We start from the raw sequence: 22,965 nt of genomic DNA, 5'->3' as shown, positions 1-22,965 counted from the left end.
CTGTGCGCCTTTATTAACCGCCCGCGGTTAATAAAGGCGCACAGCAGGTCAGGCCTTCTTCAACACCTCAGTCACCGGAGTGCTGCTGCGGCCGATCAACTTCTGCAGGTCACCCGACTCGGTGTCCAACGCCCCCTTGGCAATTGCAGCATCGGAATCGGCGAGGATCTGCGCAACCGGTGCAGGCAGTCCGACGCTCTCGAGAATGCCTTCGTATGCCTCCGCGTCCACAAACTGGTACGCGACGGGCTTGCCGGCAAACTCGCTGATCTTCTCGGCCAATTCGGCATAGGTGAGCCTCTCGTCACCGCCCAACTCGTACACTGCACCTTCGTGGCCATCGGTGGTCGCGACTACTGCTGCGGCGTCGGCGTAATCCGCACGCGCCGCAGCCGCGATCTTGCCTTCCGCTCCCGCACCGACCAGTGCGCCGCGTTCGATCACACCGGCAAGGTCGTTGGTGAAGTTCTCCCAGTACCAACCGTTGCGCAACAGCGCGAACGGAATACCGCTCCGAGTGAGCACGTCCTCGGTCGCCTTGTGCTCGGCAGCAAGCTTCATCGGCGTGTCCTGAGCATTCAATATGCTCGTGTAGGCGATGAATCCGACGCCGGCAGCCTTCGCCGCGTCGATGATGTTGGTGTGTTGCGCGAGCCGTGACCCCACTTCACTTCCCGAGATCAGCACCAGCTTGTCGACGCCCGCCAATGCGGTTTCCAACGCCGAGGCATCGGCGTAGTCCGCTTGGCGTACAACTACTCCGCGGGCGGCGAGGCTTTCCGCCTTCTGTGGATTGCGGACCACTGCGACGATGTCGGACGCGGCGGCTCCCCGCTCGATCAACGACTCGACTACCAGTTGTCCGAGGTTTCCGGTTGCGCCGGTGACTGCAATGCTCATGCGAACTCCCGATCCAGGTTGAAGCGTAAATGCGTTCTGCAACCATCATGCACTTATTTTTCGTAAGTGCAACACGCCGAGTTAGCGCTATCGGATCGTGCAGTAGTAGCCTGGGTTCATGACCAGCACCGACTCACCTTCACGTGCTGCCCAGACTCCTGATCCGAATGCCGACGTCGTGGACCCAACCCTCGAGGCTGACGTCTTCGCTCGCGGGTGCAACTCTCGGGCGGCATTGCAGAATGCAACCGGACGCTGGGGCGCACTCGCACTGGCAGCACTGAACGAGGGTCCGTACCGGTTCAGTGCCCTGCGCCGACGCGTCGACGGAGTCAGCGAGCGCATGCTCTCGCAGACCCTGCAAACACTCGAGCGGGATGGCCTCGTGCACCGTGAGGTACTCGAAACCATCCCGCCCAAAGTGGAATACAGCCTGACCGAACTCGGCGCCGACGTCGCCGCAAAGATCACGGCCCTGATCGAACTACTCGAATCGCAGGTGCCGAAAATCGTTGCGTCACAAGCGTCGTACGACGCCCGGAATCAGCTCAACTTGTCCGAGAGCTGAGCGATGAACTCGTCGAATGCGTAGGGAACGCTCAGCACCGTCGGAGCGGACGTAGCCATCGCGTAGTCCATTCCGACCAGACGAACCAGACGGCCGTTCGACACCGAGGTCATGTTCGCGAACGGACCGAAGGACATCAGCTTGTCCAGGTTGGTGCCGTCGGCGTCGACGAGAATGAAGACGTCGGCGTCGAGTGTGTCGATGGATTCCATGCCCACGGACACCGAACTGTCGCCGGAAGTGCACACTGCGTCGACACCGGGCGAGGTCTTCACCCCGAGCTGGCCGAGAAGACGGATCCGCGGGTCGGTGCCGCAGAAGACGATCAGGCCCTCGTCGGTGCGCATTGCATACGTTGCGGTTTTGCCCTGGAACTGTGGGTGATCAGCGGCCTGCTTCTCGAAGTACGCCCCGGTCTCGTCGATCAGCGTCTGAGCCTGCTCCGGCTGTCCGAGCGCTGCACCGATCATGCTCATCTGCTTGTCCCACGCCGTATCCCACGGCTGGTCGGGGAACGCGACGGTCGGCGCGATGTCACTGAGACGCTTGTACTCGCCCTCGTCGATGCCGGAGTACACGGCGAGGATCACGTCGGGATCGAGCCCGAGGATCTGCTCGAACGGGATATCGGGATTGGTCGTCATGAGAACAGGCTTGGCACCGTTCAGACGCGAAGCGTCCCAGGGCAGGATGTTGTTCTCGATGCCGGCGCCGGAGAAGCTCTCCATGGCGACCGGAACCTTGTTCAGTGCGATCACCGCATCCTGGCCACTCCATCCGATGGTCACGATGCGCATAGGCTCCGCGTCGATCGTCGTCGAACCGTAGGCGTGGTCGACGGTCACGGGGAACGCCCCCGCCTCGGCGGCACCCGAAGCTTCGGCGTCCGATCCGGAGTCACCTGAGGTTCCACAGGCGGAGAGCGTCAGCGCGACGCAAGCCGCGAGCAGTACGGAACGAGTTTTCATGAGTGGTCCTTCGAAAGCCGAATGGTCGACTCGGGACGCTAATGCGTTGCGCGCCTACACCCCGACTCGAAGGCCTCAGATGGCGGTTTCGCAACACAACTCGACACAAAAGACGAAAAACCCCGTGTGCCTTTCCGGTAGTGCGAACTACCGAAAAGGCGCACGGGGCCGAAGGCCCTGCCGTCAGAGGTTGATCATGTGGCCGGCGAGGCCGTGGATCGCTTCCTGCAGTGCCTCACTGAGCGTGGGGTGGGTGTGGACGTTGCGTGCCAACTCGTTGACCGTGAGGTCCCACTTCTGGGCCAAGGTCAGCTCGGGCAGCAGTTCCGAAACGTCCGGTCCGATGAGGTGCCCGCCGAGCAGTTCGCCGTACTTCTTGTCGGCGATCAGCTTGACGAAACCGGTCGGGTCACCGAGACCGTGTGCCTTGCCGTTGGCAGCGAACGGGAAATTCGCGACCTTGACGTCGTAGCCCTCGGCCTTGGCCTGCTCCTCGGTCAAACCGAACGAGGCGACCTGCGGCTGGCAGAACGTCGCACGCGGCATCATCCGGTAGTCACCGAGTGTCTGCGTCTCCGCGCCGCCGATGGTCTCGGCAGCAACGACAGCCTGAGCTTCTGCGACGTGCGCGAGCTGCAGTTTGGCGGTGACGTCACCGATGGCGAAGATGTGCGGGACGTTGGTGCGCATGTAGTCGTCGATCGCGATGGCGCCGCGATCGGTCAACGCGACACCGGTGTTCTCGAGACCGAAGCCCTCCACGCGCGGTGCGAAGCCGACGGACTGCAGAACCTTGTCGACGACCACGGTCTCGATCTCGCCGGACTTGTTGTCCTTGATCGAGACGGTGACCTTGCTGCCGTCGTCGCTGATGGACTGCACAGCGGCACCGGTCTTGATGGTGACGCCGAGCTTCTTGTACTGCTTGGCGATTTCCTTCGAGACGTCGGCGTCCTCGTTGGGCAGTGCCCGATCGAGGAACTCGACGATCGTGACGTCGACGCCGTAGTTCTTGAGGACGTAACCGAACTCCATGCCGATCGCGCCGGCACCGACGATGAGGATCGAACCCGGAAGGTCACGGGTGAGGATCTGCTCTTCGTAGGTCACGACGTTCTCGCTCAGCGAGGTGCCGGGCAGCAACTTGGTGTACGAACCGGTCGCGATGATCGCGTTGTCGAACGTGATCGTCTCGGTGCCACCCTTGCTCAGCTCCACGCTGATGGTGTTGGCGTCGACGAACGTGCCCTTGCCGTCGTACTCCGGGATCTTGTTCTTCTTCATCAAGAAGTGAATGCCCTTGACTCGCCCGTCCGCGACCTTGCGGCTGCGATCGAAAGCGGAGCCGAAATCGAAGGACACGTCTCCGGACATGCCGAACGTCTTCGCTTCTTTCGTGAAGATGTGCGCGAGTTCGGCGTTACGGAGAAGCGCCTTGGACGGAATGCAGCCGACATTCAGGCATACACCGCCCCAGTACTTCTGCTCGATGATGGCGGTGCTCAGGCCCAGTTGTGCCGCGCGGATAGCAGCGACGTACCCACCGGGGCCGGCTCCGAGGACAACGACGTCATAGTGTGAGGTCACGATTCACCAGGGTAGTCCTGCATCGTTTCGCTGTCCCCAGATGGTCGTATTACCCGTCGGTAGCCCACACTTCTCGGGCAACTCGGGCGAAATTTCCGCCGTACACGGCCTCGATCGACGGCTCGTCGAAGCCCCGCTCACGCAATACCTGATCAAGTGTCAGCACCTCCTCCGGAGGAGTCCACTGCAGTGGCCCCCACGCGGTGTACGCCTCGGAGAACGACGACGGGTTCTGCTCGATCTCTTCGCGGAAGTCGTCGGCGTCGAAGGAGAAGTCGGAGCCGATCCCGACATGATCGATGCCGACGAGTCCCACAGCCTCTTCGATGTGGTCGGCCATCGCGGACAGCCGAGCCTGGTCGTCATCCGGTCCGTTGACGCCGAGGAATATGCCGACGCCGTTGATCCCGATGACGCCGCCAGTCTCCGCACACGCCCTGGCCTGATCGTCGGTGATGTTGCGCGGATGCTCCCACAACCTTCGGAGATTCGAGTGGCTGTAGATCATTGCTCGCTGGGTGATAGCTGAGATGTCCAACCCCGTCTGTACCGAACAATGTGAGCCGTCGACCGTCATTCCGACGCGATTCATCTCGGCAACCAGGTCACGGCCGTATCCACTCAACCCCGTGTCCGCCAGGTCCAAGCAGCCACAGCCGGCAGCGTTCATGTAGTTATACGTCGGCAACATCGAGCGGACTCCGAGGTCGCAGAAGTACGAGACGTTGGCCAGGTCTCCCTCCAGCGGATTCGAGTCTTCCAGGTCGAAGGCCAGGGCGATTCCGCCGGAGTCCTGAATCTCCACGACGCCGTCGACGCTGAAGACAGGGGTGATCTCCGGGAACTCGACCCGCGCCTGCCACGCGTAACTCTTGGCGATTGCCGTCGAGTCCGCGCGAGTCTGCGGCGAGTAACCGACGTTCACCGAAACGTAACTCCCCGCTGGGCGCTGATATCGGAGAAGATCTTCGACAGACGCGTTCGACTGCAGAGGTAGGCAACAATGTTGTTCCCATAGTGGATATGTCCGGTTCACTCACTAATCCCGTCGATGATCAGGGAAATTCACCTGAAACTGGTCGTACGTTCAGCAAATCTCTGGTTCACTGGCGGATAACGCACCGATGCGGTAGAACTTACAAGACTCACACGCCCTGTACCTATCGACAGAGCATGTACCCAGCATGAATTCCCGTACGGGAACAGCAACAAAGGACCGTTCACTCCTGGGCGGATTCGAAGGAATTTTAGGTGGAGGTTTCTGAACGTATGCGTGCTCGCACTTTCAAGCGTGGCCGTCTGGTCGCCGCTGTAGCCGCAGTATCCGTGCTGCCGATGCTGATCAGCCCTGCAGTGTCGTCCGCAGGCGGAGATCCGTCGACCACCACGGCAACTGTTGCCAAGGCAAACACAACGGGTTCCAAGCTCTCGAGCCGCACGGACAACGGGCGCATCGCCACCATCAAGGTGTACTCCCCTTCCATGGAACGCGATATTCCGCTCGAGGTCATCCTCCCGGCAGACGGCAGCGAACCCCGCCCGACCCTCTACCTGCTCAACGGTGCAGGCGGCGGCGAAGACCGGGCGACGTGGCAGCGCCAGACCGACGTCAACGAGTTCTTCGCTGACAAGAACGTCAACGTCGTCACCCCGCTCGAAGGTGCATTCAGCTACTACACCGACTGGGTGAACGACGACCCGTCCCTCGGCCGTCAGAAGTGGCAGACGTTCCTGACCCAGGAACTCCCGCCCGTCATCGACGCCGAGTTCAACACCAACGGCGTCCAGTCGATCTCCGCGATCTCGATGACCGCGACCTCGGTCCTCAACCTCGCCATCGCAGCTCCGGGCCTCTACAAGGGCGTCGGTGCATACAGCGGATGCGCCGAGACCAGCACACCGGTCGGCCAGTCCTCCATCGAACTGGTTGTGGGCATGCGCGGCGACGCTGACGTGACCAACATGTGGGGCCCCCTCGACGGCCAGGGCTGGATCGACAACGACCCCGTCGTCAACGCCGAGAAGCTCCGCGGCACCGAGCTCTTCATCTCCACCGGCTCCGGACTCCCCGGCCCGCACGACACCCTGAACAACGAGGCGATCAACGGACAGGTCGGCACACTCGCCAACCAGGTGATCGTCGGCGGCGTCATCGAGGCAGCAGTCAACTACTGCACCCACAACCTCGCCTACCGCCTCAACGATCTCAAGATCCCGGCCACCTTCGACTTCAAGCCGACCGGCACCCACTCGTGGGGCTACTGGGAAGACGATCTCCACAACTCCTGGCCGATGCTCGCTCGTTCGATGGGCATCTGACCGAAATCGTTCCGACTCGACCCCGCTCCCTGCACTTCCGGGAGCGGGGTCGAGTGCTTGTCTGGGCCGATTCGGGGGTTGATTCGGGGGTTAATTCCGGGGCCAATTCAATTGTCAGGCAATCGAATCGCGTCACTTTCTGCGCCCGCTCTGCTTTACTGACACATAACAAAAAGTGAACCTGTTCCGGTAAGGGCTCACAGGCACTTCGATCCGTTCCGGATCCGAAGACATTCAGGTGGAGGATCCGAACGTATGCGTGCTCGAATTTTCAAGCGTGGCAGTGTGATCGCAGCTCTCGCAGTGGCCACGGTGCTGCCGATGCTGATCAGTCCGGCGACAGCTTCTGCGGGCGGTGACACGTCCGGATCCCACGTCGTGAGCAACACCAAGACCGGCGACCGCAAGGTCACCATCTCGGTCTTCTCCCCGGCGATGGATCGCAACATCCCGCTCGAGGTCATCCTCCCCGCAGATGGCAGCGAACCCCGCCCGACGCTCTACCTGCTCAACGGTGCAGGCGGCGGCGAAGACTCGGCGACCTGGCAACGCAAGACCGACGTCATGAACTTCTTCCAGGACAAGAACGTCAACGTCGTCACTCCACTCGAAGGCGCGTTCAGCTATTACACCGACTGGGTGAACGACGATCCGGTTCTCGGTCGCCAGAAGTGGCAGACGTTCCTGACCAAGGAACTCCCGCCCGTCATCGACGCCGAGTTCAACACCAACAAGGTCCAGTCGATCTCCGCGATCTCCATGACCGCGACCTCGGTCCTCAACCTCGCCATCGCGGCTCCCGGCCTCTACAAGGGCGTCGGGGCGTACAGCGGATGCGCTGAGACCAGCACCCCCGTCGGTCAGAGTGCGATCGAACTTGTCACAGGTACCCGCGGCGGAGCTGACATCACCAACATGTGGGGCCCGCTCGACGGTCAGGGCTGGAAGGACAACGATCCGGTCCTCAACGCCGAGAAGCTCCGCGGCACCGAACTCTACGTCTCCACCGGCTCCGGACTCCCCGGCCCACACGACACTCTCGCCAATCCCGCGATCAACGGTCAGGTCGGTGCGCTCGCCAACCAGGCAATCGTCGGCGGCGTCATCGAGGCAGCGGTCAACTACTGCACCCACAACCTCGCCTACCGCCTGAGCGACCTGAAGATCCCGGCCACCTTCGACTTCAAGCCGACCGGCACCCACTCGTGGGGCTACTGGCAGGACGATCTCCACAACTCCTGGCCGATGCTCGCTCACTCCCTGGGCGTCTGACCCGATTCGTTCTCACTCGACCCCGCTCCAGTGTTTCGGGAGCGGGGTCGAGTGCTGTCGGGAGCGAGCAGTAAGAATGGACGTATGACTTCCGATCAGCAGCCCACCACCGGCGACGACCCCTACCTCTGGCTCGAAGACGTGACCGGTGAGTCTGCACTCGATTGGGTCCGTCAGCACAATGCCGTGACCGAGGAGCAGCTCACCGACAACGAGCGCTTCGATCGACTGCAGAGCGACGTGCGCGAGATCCTCGATACCGACGCGCGAATTCCCTACGTCCGCCGTCGAGGTGAGTTCCTCTACAACTTCTGGCGCGACAGCACCCACGTTCGCGGATTGTGGCGACGCACGACGTTCGATCAGTACTTCACCGACGACCCGGAATGGGACGTCCTCGTCGACCTCGACGCCCTGGCCGAGGCCGAGGGCGAGAACTGGGTCTGGAAGGGCACGCAACTTCTACGGCCACACCGCAACCGTGCATTGATCAGCCTCTCCCGCGGTGGGGCAGACGCGGCGGTCGTTCGCGAGTTCGACATCGACAAGCGCGAGTTCCTCGCTCCCGAGGGCGAGAATCCCGGCTTCTATCTTCCCGAGGCCAAGACCGACATCGACTGGATCGACATCGACACCGTCTACGTCGGAACGGATATCGGACCGGGGTCGCTCACCGATTCCGGATATCCCCGTCTGGCCCAGCGGTGGAAACGCGGCACTCCCCTCTCCAGCGCCGAGACCGTCTACGAGGGCCAGGCCACGGACGTGGCGATCTCGGCTTCGCACGATCCGACGCCCGGGTTCGAACGAGACTTCGTCACTCGCTCGGTCGATTTCTACAACTCTCAGCATTTCGAAGTTCGCCCCGACGGTGAACTGGTGCTCGTGGACGTCCCCGAGGACGCCGGGATCTCGATTCACCACGAGTGGTTGTTGATCCGCACCAAGTCCGTGTGGGCCGTCGAGGACACCGAATATCCGACCGGCGCACTGCTTGCCATCCGTTACGACGATTTCCTTGCCGGCTCACGAACACTGACATCGATCTTCGAACCCGACGCACATTCCTCGCTCGAGCACTACACCTGGACACGCGATCATCTGATTCTGGTGGTCCTGACCGACGTGCGCACGACGCTGCGAATCCTGACGCCGGGCGAAAACGGCTGGGAGGATCGACCTTTCGAAGGGCTTCCAGAACTGACCAGTATCGAAATTCTCGACACCGACCCTGATGTCAGCAACGAGTACTTCGTCAATTCGAGTGGATACACCTCCCCTGCAACTCTTTTGCACGGCGTGATCGGCGAAACCGAACCCACTGCCCTCAAGCAGGCTCCCGCGTTCTTCGACGCCGAGGGCATCACCACGGAGCAGTTCTTCGCCACCTCTGCCGACGGCACCCAAGTTCCGTACTTCGTGGTGCGCAGTCCGCGTAGCGAGCCCGGCCCTACCCTGCTCTACGGGTACGGCGGATTCGAGATCTCGCTGACACCGTCGTACAGCGGTTCTCTGGGCCGTGCCTGGCTGACGCAGGGCGGAACCTATGTGGTTGCGAACATTCGTGGTGGCGGCGAGTACGGACCCGGTTGGCACACACAGGTTCTCAAGGCCGGGCGCCACAAGGTGCACGAAGACTTCGCTGCCGTCGCGAGAGACCTCGTCGATCGCGGAATCACGACCCCGGATCTTCTGGCAGCTCAGGGCGGTAGCAACGGCGGCCTGCTGATGGGCATCATGCTGACCAAGTACCCCGAGCTCTTCGGCGCCATCGTCTGTCAGGTCCCGCTGCTGGACATGCGCCGATTCCATCTCCTGCTGGCCGGCGCTTCGTGGATGGCCGAATACGGTGACCCCGATGTCCCGGAGGAGTGGGCATTCATCTCGGAGTACTCGCCGTATCAGAACATCGACGCCGCCGCGTCGTACCCACCGATCCTGATCGCGACGTCCACCCGCGACGACCGCGTCCACCCCGCGCATGCCCGCAAGATGGCCGCACGGCTGGAAGAGCTGGGCAAGCCGGTGCTGTATTTCGAGAACATCGAGGGTGGCCACGGCGGCGCCGCGGACAATGCTCAGCTGGCCTTCAAGACTGCGCTGACCTACGAGTTCCTCTGGCAGAAACTCGCCTGATCTTTCAGCGGTCGCGCAACCACGCGACGACGCGCTCGCTCACAGCGGTGGGATTGCGTATCCAACCGTTGTGACCGAGTGGTTCGTCGATGTGCGTCATCGTCACTTGGGCCCCGGAGAGCTTGTCCACCAGGTTCTTTGCCGACCGGCGTGGAGCGAGATCGTCCCCTTCGATCGTGATCGACAGAACCGGCAAGGTCAGGCGAGCGATCCGCTCCTCGTAGTCGATATCCGCACCGACGGGTTCCATGCGACCGGTCCTGGCGAACCGGGCCCAATCGGTGATCAGTACTTTCGACTGTCGACCGAAGCCGCCGACGTTGACCCGGTCTCCAGGCCAGAAGCCGGCGATGTTGGCTGTCACCGACATCGCGGACGAACCCAGATAGAGTCCGGGCGCACGGATTCCGGGGAATCCGCGGTGATACGGCGATCCGGAGGCAACCAGGATCAGTCCGCCGAGCCGGCCCCGAATCCTCGACGCGTACATGACCCCGATCTGGCCGCCCATGCTGTGCCCCATCAGAAATGGTGTGCTGGCCGGAAACCGCTCACGCACCACCTCGAACGTCGCCGGACAATCGATCGAGACCAGTTCCTGATATCCGAAAACACTCGACGCGCTCGGGCGCGGTTTGCTGTCACCTTGGCCACGCAGTTCACCGATGGCCGCATTGAAGCCGGCTTCGACCAGGGCCTGCGCCACCGGATCGTAGAACCCGGCGGGAACTCCGAGCCCGGGCAACATCACCACCACGGGTGCGTCGTCGTTCGGTCCGGGAAACAGACGGATCGGGGTCACGGTGCCGTCGGGGAGTTGGATCGGTACGGTCTCCATTCAACTCACACTAACCACCCACGCCGCGGATGGGCAGAGCCCACGCGCCGACTATTCGAGGCTTCCCACGATCAGCGGATCCGGAGTACCCACGATCTCGTAATCCTTGTTGTCGTAATCGAACTGACTGAGCACGTGACGCATCGCGTTTATCCGTGCGCGTTTCTTGTCATTGCTCTTGATGACGGTCCACGGAGCGGTGTCGGTATCGGTGAACCGGATCATCTCTTCCTTCGCCGCCGTGTACGCATCCCACTTGTCCAGAGAAGCGATGTCCATCGGCGAAAGCTTCCACTGCCGCACGGGATCGACCTGTCTGATCGCGAACCGCGTGCGCTGCTCCAGCGGGGAAACCGAGAACCAGAACTTGATCAAGCTGATGCCGTCGTCGACGAGCATCTGCTCGAACAACGGCACCTGGCGCAGAAATCGCTCATGCTCCTCGTCGGTGCAGAAACCCATGACCCGCTCGACCCCGGCCCGGTTGTACCAAGATCGATCGAACATCACCAGTTCCCCGGCGGCGGGAAGGTGCTGCACGTAGCGCTGGAAGTACCACTGCGTCGACTCGCGAGCCGACGGCTTCTCCAGCGCGACGACGCGAGCGCCACGAGGATTGAGGTGCTCCATGAATCGTTTGATCGTTCCGCCCTTACCGGCAGCGTCGCGTCCTTCGAACACGATGGCGTGCCGTGCGCCGGTTTCTTTCGACCAGTTCTGCAGCTTGAGGAGTTCGATCTGCAGCAGACGCTTGGACATTTCGTACTCGTCCCGAGGCATCCGTGCGTCGTACGGGTAGCCCTCCCGCCAGGTGTCGACCTCGAAACCGTCCGGCGACGTCAGCAGCACCGGATCGTCGTCGTCATTGTCGTCGACGGTGAAGGCGGCGGTGTCGGCCAGATCGACGGCGGTCGAGAGATCCGCGAAGGCGCTGAGGAACGGTCGGCGTTCTGCTAAATCGGTCACCGCCGACAAGGTAGTCTCCCGCAGCAACCGTTCGGTGAAGCTGGGATGAACTACCGGGGTATGACACGACGGGCTCAAAAGATCAGGGTGCAGATGGGGGTCGTCCCCGATGGTGCCTGATGCGATCTCGCTTCAGAATTGAAGCATGACATTCGAAAGCAACACACCTCGCCCCTTCACCCGTTCCAACGACAAGAAAATGTTCGCCGGAGTGTGCGGCGGAATTGCAGATTACTTCGGCGCCGACGTAAATCTTGTCCGTCTACTCGCCGTTATCGCGGCTATTTGCACGGGTGGAACCGCGGCTTTGGTATATCTCGCCGCCTGGATGCTCATGCCGTTAGGTTGAGAATTCCGGCACTTGACATGGCGAGAATTACGCGCCGACAAAAGGTATTTCGGGGCCTACGCGCCAACACGAGCAGGCCCCGAAATCGACAATCTACTTGGCGGCCTTCAACTCTCCACCGCTGAGCGCAGCGAGGGCCTCGAGACCCTTGACGGCCAGGCCACTGACGCTGCCCAACCAAGATGTTCAGTGGTTCACTTGGGACGAGCAAATGACGCCGATCAGAAAACTCAGGGAACGACAGGCGGCGTAAAGCTGAGGTGTCGAGAGATTATCGTTCGACCAACTCACGATTTTGGTCGGAAACTGCCTGCAGAAGCGCCGTGAACCCCACCCGCAATAATTCGATGTAGTGCTCGATATCTGGCATCGTCTCTCGCGAGACAATGACATTGAGCGTCAGAGAACCTCCACGCGCAGCAATGAGGAAGTGGCGCAGAATGTCTCCGTCGACCGGCGCCTGCCCGCCGAGAACTGCCACCGCCGGCGCACCTTCGAAGACATTGCCGTCGACCGATACCGGGACATTGCTGATCGTCGTGTTCTGAATGACCTTGTGCGAAGGGTCAAGCTTGTTGATCCGACGCGAGAGACCGGTGAGTCTGAGCAGAGCCGCGGGCGACGTTTCGATGCGTGTGCCGTATCGACGGACGGCTGGGTGCAAACTCCGCCCCTTTGCCATCAGCGCCGAATCCCTGATTCGTGTCAGCCGCTCGACCGGATCTTCGACGTCCGTGTGCAGATCGACCGTCAACAGCGCCAGTTGGTTGGCCGATTCCCATTCGGCGATCTGCCGCATCGATCGGGGAACCATCGCCGCCAACCCACTGCCTGATTTCTCGCCCTTCTCCGACAGGTATGCGTCGAGAGCGCCGGCGACGACGGTCAGGAAGATGTCGTTGACCGTCACGTCCGGAACGGCCGCTCGGATCGCTTTGATGTCTGCGCCGTCCAGCGTCAGGAAATCGATCGTGATGTCTCCGCCCAGCATGCCGTTGAATCGGGTCGGCAGGCGGTCGGCCGAGTACGTAGGCAGCTCTCCGGCCTCTTCCGCCTCCCGAACCGTCTCGGCCGCAACCTTTGTCACGGACAGACCCCGGCCGAAACGGATCGCCTGGCCGGGCAAACCCACGACCGTGCGCCCGATCAAATTCAGCGACGAAAGCCCCGAACCGGCACGCTTCGTCTCCGGCTTCGGCGGACCGGAGAACAGAAGGTTGGTCAGATCGCGGATCGCCAGACCGTCACCGGCCCCGTGGTGGGTCTTGAGCATGATCAGCGTCAGATTGCCCGGTAGCTCGTCGATCCCGTGCACTCCGGTCATGACGTGCAACTCCCAGGGCGGCCGGGACAAGTCCATCGGCTCACCGAGCGAGCGCCCGAGCAATTCACGAACCGGCGCCCACCCGGCAACCGGGGCACGATGGACGTGCACGTGATCACCGACGTCGAAATCGGCCGGGACCCAATAGGGATAGTCCAGATCCAGCGGAACTCGCTGGAGTCGACTCGTGAACAGTGGCCAGTATCCGAATCTTTCGGTGATCCACCGAACCGCGTCGTCGTGCGTCATCTCTGCGAGCGGATGGCCCGTCGTGTCGAAGAAGTAGGCGCAGACCATGTGGCTCAGATGTCCGCCGGACTCGTTGTAGACGAACTCCGCGTCTCGCGGCCCCATCTGAGATACCGCGGCTGGCAACGAGTTCCGAAAGATCATGCATGCCCCTCAATTCCGACGCTGAACGAATGTCCGAATTGTAGCGAGCTGACATGCCGATCCTCTGGGTTCTGCTCGGAATCGTTGGGTATCACCGGATCCAGCAATCGGAAAAGGTGCCTGTGATTCCGATCGATCAGGAGGCAACCTCTTGGTTAGGTGAATCCGCAATCTGCATCGCGGCTGCCGCTGCCAAGTCATCGAAACTTGCCTCCCCCGCACGAGCAAAAGCCCGGCCCACCGAATGGTGGGCCGGGCTCTAGGAGCTAGGTGGAGATGGACTCAGAAGTCCATGCCGCCCATGCCGCCGGTCGGATCGCCTGCAGGCGCTCCGGCCTTCTCGGGCTTGTCAGCGACAACGGCTTCGGTCGTCAGGAACAGAGCCGCGATGGACGCTGCGTTCTGCAGTGCCGAGCGGGTGACCTTGACCGGGTCGTTGATGCCTGCAGCGAGCAGGTCGCCGTACTCGTTGGTCGCAGCGTTGAGGCCGTGACCTGCGGGCAGGTTGGAGACCTTGTCCGCAACAACGCCGGGCTCGAGGCCTGCGTTGAATGCGATCTGCTTGAGCGGAGCGGACAGTGCAACGCGAACGATGTTCGCGCCGGTTGCCTCGTCACCTTCGAGCTTGAGGTCGTCCAGTGCGGGAGCTGCCTGGAGAAGTGCAACGCCACCACCGGCGACGATGCCCTCTTCGACGGCTGCCTTTGCGTTACGCACTGCATCTTCGATGCGGTGCTTGCGCTCCTTGAGCTCGACCTCGGTAGCAGCGCCGGCCTTGATGACTGCAACGCCGCCGGCCAGCTTGGCCAGACGTTCCTGCAGCTTCTCACGGTCGTAATCCGAGTCGCTGTTCTCGATCTCGGCGCGGATCTGGCTGACACGACCGGCGATTGCGTCGGCGTCGCCGGCACCCTCGACGATGGTGGTCTCGTCCTTGGTGATGACGACCTTGCGTGCCTGGCCGAGGAGCTCGAGGCCTGCGGTCTCCAAGGAGAGTCCGACCTCTTCGCTGATGACCTCGCCACCGGTGAGGATGGCGATGTCGGCGAGCTGAGCCTTACGACGGTCACCGAAGCCGGGAGCCTTGACGGCAACAGACTTGAAGGTGCCACGGATCTTGTTGACCACGAGGGTGGAGAGAGCTTCGCCCTCGACGTCCTCGGCGATGATCAGGAGCGGCTTGCCGGACTGGATGACCTTCTCCAGCAGGGGCAGCAGGTCCTTGACCGTGGAGATCTTGGAGCTGACGAGCAGGATGTACGCGTCTTCGAGGACGGCTTCCTGACGCTCTGCATCGGTGGCGAAGTACGCCGAGATGTAGCCCTTGTCGAAGCGCATGCCCTCGGTGAGCTCGAGCTGCAGGCCGAAGGTGTTGGACTCCTCGACCGTGATGACGCCTTCCTTGCCGACCTTGTCCATAGCCTCGGCGATGAGCTCACCGATGGACGGGTCGCCGGCGGAAATACCGGCGGTAGCAGCGATCTGCTCCTTGGTGTCGATCTCCTTGGCGGTCTCGAGCAGGCGAGCTGTGACAGCCTCGACAGCCTTCTCGATGCCGCGCTTGAGGCCGAGCGGGTTCGCGCCGGCTGCGACGTTGCGCAGACCTTCACGGACCAGTGCCTGTGCGAGAACGGTAGCGGTGGTGGTGCCGTCGCCAGCGACGTCGTCAGTCTTCTTGGCGACCTCCTTGACGAGCTCGGCGCCGATCTTCTCGTACGGGTCGTCGAGTTCGATCTCCTTGGCGATGGAAACACCATCGTTGGTGATCGTGGGGGCGCCCCACTTCTTTTCGAGAACGACGTTGCGACCCTTGGGGCCCAACGTCACCTTGACAGCGTCGGCGAGGGCGTTGAGGCCTCGCTCGAGGCCACGACGTGCCTCTTCGTCGAACGCGATGATCTTTGCCATTGCGAAGTGATCCTCCGGATAGGGGGTGACACACAAGGTGACCGCTCGTCGGGTCACCTCATCGGCACAAGGCGACCGTTTGACCGGTCACCTCATTACACGGGCGACCGATTTGCCTGGTCACCCATCTACGCCTGTGGTCTAGTCAGTGCCCGCGACGGACGACCGGGGGTGTCTATGGTTCCCGGTCTCACTGCCTCGACCTGGCACTCACGGTTCGCGAGTGCCAACTGCATTTTTAGCACTCGAGCGTGCCGAGTGCAAGGTTGAGCCTCAGCCCGCGATGCAGAACTGTCCGTTACTCAAATTGACCGCGAACGAGAGCACTCCGACGCAGTCGACGCCATTGGCATCGGCTGTAGCGCCCGCCCCGTAACCGGCGATGGCGAAGGTGACATTTCCGTCAGCCGCCCCGGCCCGCGCGATACCGCCGCCGAGCGCGAATGCCTGCGCCTGACCGTTACCGCGAGACGCCCCCAGCGCGGTTCCGAAGCCGTTGGCATATGAATTGGAGTAGCCGTTGTCGGCGGCGACGCTCACTGCCGTACCGCTCTCGGCGGCACCGGCCTGCGCGCGGCCGGCTCCGACGGACTGCGCGCCGCAGCTCGCGGTCTCGGAGACCTGGATGTCATTTGCCGACGGCGGCGAGACACACGCGACGGGCGCCGCGGAAGCAGCTCCCGCACCGGTCAGCGCCAGCCCGGCGGCGAGCCCCATACCTACAGTCATCACAGCCCCTGTTCTCGCCAGGCGGCCCCCCAACCGACTACTGGAAATTCCGCTGACTCGAGAGTATGAGCGACGGAACCAGACTGACGAGATCAAGGGCATAGAAACTCCTTCGTGGAACAAGTTCATTGGATTCGGGCGCGAGAGTACCCGCTCGAGTGAAGTCCGTCACCCCCGCCTGGTCAAGCCTCGAGGACGACCCCGAGAAGGGCCGGGAGATCCGCGACCGAATCGATGACATGATCGGGCTTCTGAACCGAGAGGTCGAGCACTGTTTGCCGAAACTTGCCTGTGCGCACCAGAACTCCGGTCAGGCCGACCCGCTGCGAGGAGAGGACGTCCCCGATCAGATCGTCGCCGACCATCACCGTCGCCTCAGGTTCGACATGCATCAACTCCGTGGCTGTCAGGAACCCCGTGAGAGACGGTTTACCCACTGCGGCGATGTTTACACCCGCCACTTCCTCGAAGCCGGGCAAGTACGTTCCGGTGTCGATCCGAAGGCCGTCTACGGTCTCCCACATCATCCCGCGGTGCATCGCGACGACGGGCACTCCGGCGAGCAATAGTTCGAGCACTCGGCTCAGCGCCTCGTGGGTGAACTCCGGGCCGGCGCCGCCGAGAATCACGACCTCGGGATCGGCGTCGTCGAACTCGATTCCCTCGAGATCGGCGGACACGTCACCGTGATTGAGTACCCACGCCCTCGCGTCCGGGTACGTCGCCCGCACGTACTCCCCCGTGAGCCTGGCGGCAGTAACTATCTGGCTCGCCTCCACCTCGATACCGGCGTCGCACAACCCCTGCGCGATGAGTGTCGAACTGCGCGAGGTGGTGTTGGTCAGAAACCCACAGGCCAATCCGCGCCGCCGAACTTCGCGTACTGCTTCCCCTGCTCCCTCGATCGGCTGCCAGGACGTGAGCAGGACTCCGTCGATATCGAACAGAACACCTTCGATGTCGGCCATTGCACCAGCCTATATTCGCCATCGAGGTCCTGCCGAGGCGTCGAAACCCGAAATCCGTCCATCGCTCAGTAGGCTCCCACCCATGGACCTGCGCGACGACGACCTCTTCTCCGTTGCCGGTTCTCTGGCCGAATTGCTCGGCGCTCCCGTCACGATCGAGGACGAGAACTCGACGGTTCTCGCGTACTCCGGCGGCGAGCAGGCCGTAGACGAAGCTCGCATCGGCACGATCCTCGGTCGGCAGGTACCCAGCCGATTCCGCCAATTACTCTCCGATGCAGGAGTATTCGATCGGCTTCACCGAGAGAGCGATCCCATCTACGTCGACCTCGAAGACCCCGCGATCACGCCGCGACTGGTTATCGCAGTTCGCGAGAACGATCACCCCGTCGGCTCGATCTGGGTCGCACTGGCCGGAACACCGACGCCCACACAGGAATCGATACTTCGTTCCGCGGTATCTGTCGTGGCCGAGAGAATCGCCTCGGAGCGTGACCGGGTCGACAGCACACGTCGTCGCCAATCCCAGCGCGTCCAAGCACTGATCGGCGGTGGCGAACCCGCATTCCGCGCCGCCGACGACTTGCGGTTGGCAGGTCCGCTCACGGTGGTCGCGGTCGGAACCGTCACGGGACCACTGCCGGCGGGGTTGGTCGCCTCCTTGAGCTTGTACCTGGACACTCTGGCCGTCGACGCCGTGATCGCACAGTTGATCGACTCGACGTACCTTGTTGTCGGCGCTGACGAAGCGAACGCCCGCCGACTGTTGGAGGACTTCCTCAGCCGCGCCCGCACACGAGCACAACTTGCCGTTGCGGTGGGCCGCACCGTGAAATCAGCCAGCGAATGCCATTTGTCACGCGCCGACGCCGACCATGTTCTGGGCGCGCTGCGACACAACCGGTCCGGCGGGATTGTCGCGGGTATGAACGACACCTTGGCGTCGGTACTGGCCTTACATGTTGCCGACATATTCGACGGACTGAGCACCGCCACACCTATGCACGCCCTGGAAGGGTACGACCGTCGACATGGAAGCGAACTCGTCGCAACGGCCCACACCTTCCTCGACAAGGGCGGTGATGTCGCGAGTTCCTCCGCAGTATTGCATGTTCACCCCAACACTCTCCGCAATCGATTACGCCGCTGCAAGGAGATGTGCGGGGTTGACCTGAGCGACGCGGACACTCGACTGATCCTGATGCTTCAGTTCAAACTACGAAGTTCCTGAGCCGGCGAAGAAGGTATCGGAGCATCTCCCGTGCCGCTCCACTTTGGGGGGTATTCGACAAAATATCACCCAAAAGTATTAACGACCAGTCCGCCAAAAGTCATAATTACCGGCCACGATTCCCAAAACCCAGCAATTCGGCAATCATCAATCTTGCAATCTGGTTAGCGTTCCGCAAGATCTTCCTCTCACGGCCCAAATAGGCCATTTTGGTTGCCTGACCAGCACAAATGAAACACGTTTCAGTTTGGTTCTACAAATTCCTAGTCAAAGTGGACTTGCTCGAGCTAACCTCATTCCCGTCACGCCACATAAGACCCCGAACGCCACACGGATCTCTCAGCAGAACGATCGCAAGGGTCCGTGCACTAGTCGAACCTGCTCTTTGTGGAATGCAACAAGCATGCGCCGATGTACAAAAAGTCTTCCAGATCTATCGAAAGGATGGAACTTCATATGATCGCAATGTTCCTTCAAGCAACGGCTGCGTTGTTCACCGGATTACTGGACAATGTATGGAGCGGATCCCTAGTGCCCGGCATCGAGGGCGCCACCGGCTCGCTAGCCGGATTAATCGAGACCGGCTCATCGCAACCCTGATCCATTTCAGAACATCACCCAACGACAGGAGTAAACGATGGATCTAGGATCGATGGTGCCTTACCTCAAGGAACCGATAATTTTGCAGATCATTTCATTGCTCGTATACAGAGGCTCCATGGCGTCAGTCGACTTCGACTGGCAACCCCCACTCGGCTGACTTCAACAGAATTTCCTACCGTGATAAAAATCTACCGCAAGGAGCGTTAGCATAGTGGATACAGCAAGTATAATCGACGCAGTCACGAGCATTGATTCGCAATCATTGCTACCCCCGTTCGTTTATGTGCAGGCAATAGTCGACGGCATCTTCAAGTCTATCTCCGCAGCCATCAACCTAATGGCTAGCGGTTCTGCAGGTATTGGTGGAAGCATTCAGACCGCCCTCGGCTCGACCGTTGCCCCGTAGTCGGGAGAGGAGACAATAATGTTCGATCTTTCAATGAGCTATCTGTCGGATCTGGTGGGATTTGGCTCAATCGACCTAGTAGGTACGTTCGCGAAGTATCTCAACACCCTGTCCGCGTACACGCCGACGCCGCTCTAAGGAAAGGTGATTTACAATGCTGCAAAGATATATCACCAGTTTGATCGCCTGGGCTACTGGGACCATAGAGTTGACCGGCCTGGGAAGTACCATTCTGCAGAAGTAAATTCTCTGGTGCAACTTCTCTACTCTGAACTTCGATGATCCCCGAGGCTCCAATTCGCCTCGGGGGTCATTTCGCGTTCCAAGCACGAGAGTTTTCCAGGCACGAGAGTTCCGGGCCACGAGAGTTCCGGGGCACGGACACTTTGATCCGGCACCCGCCACGTGAGGAGTTCGACATGAGACTGCCCAACCTGCTGGATGCGGCTGTCACACAGGTGAATCCGCGAGACGCGGACTTCGTCTACAACGAGTCCGCCGGCCACCTGAAGCATCTGGTCGGCGTGTACTTCTTCGAAACATCTCAGCACCCAGCCGCAGAATTCACGCAGGCGCAAGCCGTCGATTGGGTCACCGCCAGGCTCGGACACAATCGCATGTTCACCCACCGAATCCAGCACACGCCACTGGGACTCGGCCATCCGTACTGGGTTCCAGACCCCAACCTGGATGTGGGCGACCACGTGCGGGTCAACGCGATTTCCGAGCCGGGTTGGGCACCATTTCAAGAAATGCTCAGCGCCCTGCTGACCTCGAGAATGGATCTCAGCCGCCCACCCTGGGAACTGCACTTTTTCACGGGGATCGAGGGGCTTGACGCTCTACCCGGCAGGCTGACGGCGGTTGTGCTCAAGTCTCATCACAGCGCGGCCGACGGAATCGCGATCCGAATGCTGGGTGAAGCCATATTTTCGGATGCGCAACGGCCGAGGAAATCAGCACCTGCAATACGGTTCCTACGGGGACGTCTCTTCACGCGATCAGTGCTGAGTTTCCCCGGCCAACTTATCCAGTTCGCCAAGAGCATTCCGGGCAATCGGGCTGCTGCCCGTGCGGTAGTCGAGGCGAAGAGTGCTGGAGAATGGGACGAGTGCATCTACGAAAGTACTAGCACCCGCTTCAACTGCAAGGTAAGCGGGTCGGCATTGGTGGAGCCGATCATCCTCGCAGGCAACGAGGTTCGGCATGTGAAGAACGCAGTCCCCGGAGCGACTGTCAACGACGTCCTTCTGGCTGTGGTCGGTTGCGCGATGGCGCGATACCTTACCGAGAAGAGCGAAGCGCCTCGAGGTTCTCTGTTCGCGATGGTTCCGCGGTCCATGCGCAAGCAAGAGGAGTGGGAGTCCGCAAACCAATTGGTGAATCTGTCCGTGAACATGCACACCACGATCACGGATCCGCTGAAGAGACTCGCTCTCATCGCAGAGTCTGCACGCTCGGAGAAGGCCCGTACGTCCCACACAGCGGTCCGGCGGATGAGCACAGTGTTGGAGACCCTACCCGCTCCGATAGCGCGGTTGATGGCATATTCACGTCACCATGACGACTACAAGCCGGATGGGCCGCGGTATCAGCACACGATGGTGAGTAACATTCCGCTCTCGGTCAACGGACTGACCCTGAACGGGGCATCTGGCACTGCCGTACTCGCTAATCAAGCACCGGTCGACGGTGACGGGCTGCGGCACTTCATGGTAGCTGCGAGTGGCGGCAACCTAACGCTCAACGTGATTGCAGACGCCGCAACGATGCCAGATCTAGGCCACTACCTGGAGTTGCTTCGCGCGAGTTTCGAGGAACTGAAGGAAGCCGCAAAGACGCGTGAGCTCGAGAGCAACTCGACCGTCATCGCATCCTGATCCCTTATTCACCAAGACATTACGAGCCCGGCCTACCACTGCGGTAGGTCGGGATTCTTGTCGAGCGGGTAATTCTGCACGTAACTCGCATCCACATGGTCTGGAAGCGCCTCCCGGCACACACTTCTGGCACTCACGCACAAGACTACGCAAAACAGCGCTGCCTGAGTGGGGTGTCAGGCAGCGCTGCTAATCACCGGGGTCCGGATTGACTATGGATGCAGAACGCCCGCACCCGAATTCAGTGCCGGGTAACTACCGGTCGCACCCACCGCATTGGCGGGAATGCATGAGGTCGGCGCACTGACTGTCCCGAAGATAGGCACTGACGCCTTCGATGTGAAACGGAAGTAATTCGCCGAGAAGTTATACATCTGGGCCGCGGTGCCCTGAGTGTCGAACTTCACGTCCAACGCACTGTTCCGAGTTTGGAAACTAATCTTCGGAAGCTGGTATGTCACGCCTACGCCGACATCCGCACCGTCCACGATCAGTTGCGATCCGGTATCGGTGAGAGTGACCGTGCCTGTGTAGCCCGAACCGGAACCGGCCACCAGTGCGGCCGATCCTGCGACGAACGTCGCTGGGTCATAGCGGTAGACAAGCCTGACGTCATCAATGCCGAGGAATGTGACACCCGAGACGCCAGAACTGCTGGGCGTCGTCGCTGAACCGGGCTGAAGGGTGTATGAATTTACCCCGGGCGTGGCATTCACAGTGACGTGGTTAGCCGTGACCGAGGTTGGAACTACCTGATCCACGGTCTGCCCAACACTTACAGCGCGGCACGCCTGGTTATAGCTCGTCACCGTCGTACCTGCAGTTGCCGACGCCGGTGCAACTGCTGCGAATACCATGCCCGCCGAAGCAGTTGCTACTGCTAGAGCGGCCACCGTACGTTTTGCCGTTGAAACATGCATATCTTCTACTCCTCATTCCCTTTCGGGATCGGTTTTTAGCGTTGATAGCACTTCCTGCCAAAACGCAGTTCGAGTAAAGTTGAACTACTGCATTGACAGCCTCCGCATCACCGGAATTTTCGCGGCGAAGGGGAAGTCTTTGAGGCCGTGCGCAGCACGATAGGATTTGTTCACTACCGATGCACGACCGAAATCTTGACAACGGAGATTAGCGATACGACATCACCCGGGAATCATGTCTCGATTCCGAAAAAGATGACGTCCGACCGTGAGAAACCACCTCCAATCAGCTGGTTTGGTAGCACCCATTCCACTGGATGCTCACACCGAGCGGTAAGTTGGAACAGCTGATCGACGATTGAAGGCCATTCACGATTTGCCGTTTATGTGATGACCGTCACCATACCTCAATTACTAGAACTTGTAACAGTTTTTGAAAGAAATCTCTCGACAACTTGAAATGGCGCCCCCACTTACATCCAGGATTTGCACGCGACTAATACCAAGGAACTAACATTCAGCGAAACATTAATACTAAAGTATTAACAACGCAGCTCATTCGAGAGATGGTTAATACTTTAGTATTAATTCAAAAGTTCCAGCGCATTTACGAACCGACTCACTGTGATTCGCTTCCCAAGCGAGGGCTGTGCACTCGCACAACGCATTCCCCGAAGCTGTGGCCGAACGGCCAGTCCTT

General features: G+C 60.9%; 18 protein-coding genes. 7 read left to right on the top strand and 11 right to left on the bottom strand.

Going from position 1 to position 22,965, the window contains the following annotated elements:
- Positions 1–48 precede the first annotated feature (48 nt).
- Positions 49–900, bottom strand: a complete 852-nt coding sequence (locus AOT96_RS18180; RefSeq protein ID WP_065352104.1) for an SDR family oxidoreductase — start codon at positions 898–900, stop codon at positions 49–51.
- A gap of 118 nt (positions 901–1,018) precedes the next feature.
- Here AOT96_RS18180 and AOT96_RS18175 point away from each other — a divergent pair, with 118 nt between their 5' ends.
- Positions 1,019–1,468 carry a winged helix-turn-helix transcriptional regulator gene (locus AOT96_RS18175; protein WP_007735410.1) on the top strand — a complete coding sequence of 150 codons (450 nt, stop codon included), beginning with the start codon at positions 1,019–1,021 and terminating at the stop codon, positions 1,466–1,468.
- On the opposite strand, the gene AOT96_RS18170 is transcribed toward AOT96_RS18175, so the two are convergent.
- From AOT96_RS18170 to AOT96_RS18160, 3 genes are all read right to left on the bottom strand, one after another.
- Positions 1,444–2,436, bottom strand: coding sequence for an iron-siderophore ABC transporter substrate-binding protein (locus AOT96_RS18170; protein WP_063314797.1), 993 nt, complete (start codon positions 2,434–2,436; stop codon positions 1,444–1,446). The two genes, AOT96_RS18175 and AOT96_RS18170, sit on opposite strands and share 25 nt — an antisense overlap.
- Positions 2,437–2,619: 183 nt before the next feature.
- On the bottom strand, positions 2,620–4,023 hold the full coding sequence (gene lpdA / locus AOT96_RS18165; RefSeq protein ID WP_047269781.1) for a dihydrolipoyl dehydrogenase: 1,404 nt from the start codon (positions 4,021–4,023) through the stop codon (positions 2,620–2,622).
- Between the two features lie 49 nt (positions 4,024–4,072).
- The gene (locus AOT96_RS18160) at positions 4,073–5,059 is read right to left on the bottom strand and encodes a dipeptidase (protein WP_065352103.1); all 987 of its coding nucleotides are present in this window, start codon (positions 5,057–5,059) and stop codon (positions 4,073–4,075) included.
- 233 nt (positions 5,060–5,292) lie between these two features.
- On the opposite strand from AOT96_RS18160, the gene AOT96_RS18155 reads away from it, so the two are divergent.
- From AOT96_RS18155 to AOT96_RS18145, 3 genes are all read left to right on the top strand, one after another.
- Positions 5,293–6,342: an alpha/beta hydrolase gene (locus AOT96_RS18155; protein ID WP_007733735.1), complete on the top strand. Its 1,050-nt coding sequence runs from the start codon at positions 5,293–5,295 to the stop codon at positions 6,340–6,342.
- A gap of 255 nt (positions 6,343–6,597) precedes the next feature.
- Positions 6,598–7,614 carry an alpha/beta hydrolase gene (locus tag AOT96_RS18150; protein WP_003941485.1) on the top strand — a complete coding sequence of 339 codons (1,017 nt, stop codon included), beginning with the start codon at positions 6,598–6,600 and terminating at the stop codon, positions 7,612–7,614.
- Between the two features lie 84 nt (positions 7,615–7,698).
- On the top strand, positions 7,699–9,750 hold the full coding sequence (locus tag AOT96_RS18145; RefSeq protein ID WP_065352102.1) for a prolyl oligopeptidase family serine peptidase: 2,052 nt from the start codon (positions 7,699–7,701) through the stop codon (positions 9,748–9,750).
- A 4-nt stretch (positions 9,751–9,754) separates the two neighbouring features.
- Here AOT96_RS18145 and AOT96_RS18140 read toward each other — a convergent pair whose 3' ends face one another.
- Entirely contained in the window at positions 9,755–10,588 is an 834-nt protein-coding gene (locus tag AOT96_RS18140) for an alpha/beta hydrolase family protein (protein WP_020906717.1), read from the bottom strand.
- A 51-nt stretch (positions 10,589–10,639) separates the two neighbouring features.
- Positions 10,640–11,554: a polyphosphate kinase 2 gene (gene ppk2 / locus AOT96_RS18135; protein WP_024487730.1), complete on the bottom strand. Its 915-nt coding sequence runs from the start codon at positions 11,552–11,554 to the stop codon at positions 10,640–10,642.
- Between the two features lie 145 nt (positions 11,555–11,699).
- On the opposite strand from ppk2, the gene AOT96_RS18130 reads away from it, so the two are divergent.
- Positions 11,700–11,903: a PspC domain-containing protein gene (locus AOT96_RS18130; protein ID WP_003941534.1), complete on the top strand. Its 204-nt coding sequence runs from the start codon at positions 11,700–11,702 to the stop codon at positions 11,901–11,903.
- A gap of 271 nt (positions 11,904–12,174) precedes the next feature.
- Here the strand turns inward: AOT96_RS18130 and AOT96_RS18125 are convergent, their stop codons facing one another.
- The 4 genes from AOT96_RS18125 to AOT96_RS18105 form a co-directional block, all read right to left on the bottom strand.
- Positions 12,175–13,620, bottom strand: coding sequence for a wax ester/triacylglycerol synthase domain-containing protein (locus tag AOT96_RS18125; protein WP_007733729.1), 1,446 nt, complete (start codon positions 13,618–13,620; stop codon positions 12,175–12,177).
- A gap of 282 nt (positions 13,621–13,902) precedes the next feature.
- A complete protein-coding gene (groL, locus tag AOT96_RS18115) occupies positions 13,903–15,528 on the bottom strand; it encodes a chaperonin GroEL (RefSeq protein WP_003941476.1) in 1,626 nt (541 codons plus the stop codon).
- A gap of 273 nt (positions 15,529–15,801) precedes the next feature.
- A complete protein-coding gene (locus tag AOT96_RS18110) occupies positions 15,802–16,359 on the bottom strand; it encodes a DUF6764 family protein (RefSeq protein WP_039973364.1) in 558 nt (185 codons plus the stop codon).
- Positions 16,360–16,439: 80 nt separating this feature from the next.
- Positions 16,440–17,225, bottom strand: a complete 786-nt coding sequence (locus AOT96_RS18105) for an HAD-IIA family hydrolase (RefSeq protein ID WP_003941506.1) — start codon at positions 17,223–17,225, stop codon at positions 16,440–16,442.
- An 82-nt stretch (positions 17,226–17,307) separates the two neighbouring features.
- Between AOT96_RS18105 and AOT96_RS18100 the strand changes: the two genes are divergently transcribed.
- Together AOT96_RS18100 and AOT96_RS18095 are read left to right on the top strand one after the other, a co-directional pair.
- Complete coding sequence (locus AOT96_RS18100) at positions 17,308–18,456, top strand: PucR family transcriptional regulator (RefSeq protein ID WP_065352101.1); 1,149 nt, start codon at positions 17,308–17,310, stop codon at positions 18,454–18,456.
- Between the two features lie 1,428 nt (positions 18,457–19,884).
- Positions 19,885–21,345, top strand: a complete 1,461-nt coding sequence (locus tag AOT96_RS18095) for a wax ester/triacylglycerol synthase domain-containing protein (protein ID WP_007733717.1) — start codon at positions 19,885–19,887, stop codon at positions 21,343–21,345.
- 212 nt (positions 21,346–21,557) lie between these two features.
- On the opposite strand, the gene AOT96_RS18090 is transcribed toward AOT96_RS18095, so the two are convergent.
- Positions 21,558–22,061, bottom strand: coding sequence for a hypothetical protein (locus tag AOT96_RS18090; RefSeq protein ID WP_042450431.1), 504 nt, complete (start codon positions 22,059–22,061; stop codon positions 21,558–21,560).
- Between the last annotated feature and the right edge of the window lie 904 nt (positions 22,062–22,965).

The sequence above is a fragment of the Rhodococcus sp. 008 genome (assembly GCF_001682295.1).
Lineage (GTDB): Bacteria > Actinomycetota > Actinomycetes > Mycobacteriales > Mycobacteriaceae > Rhodococcus_F > Rhodococcus_F qingshengii.
This window is presented reverse-complemented; position numbering and strand designations above follow the sequence as displayed.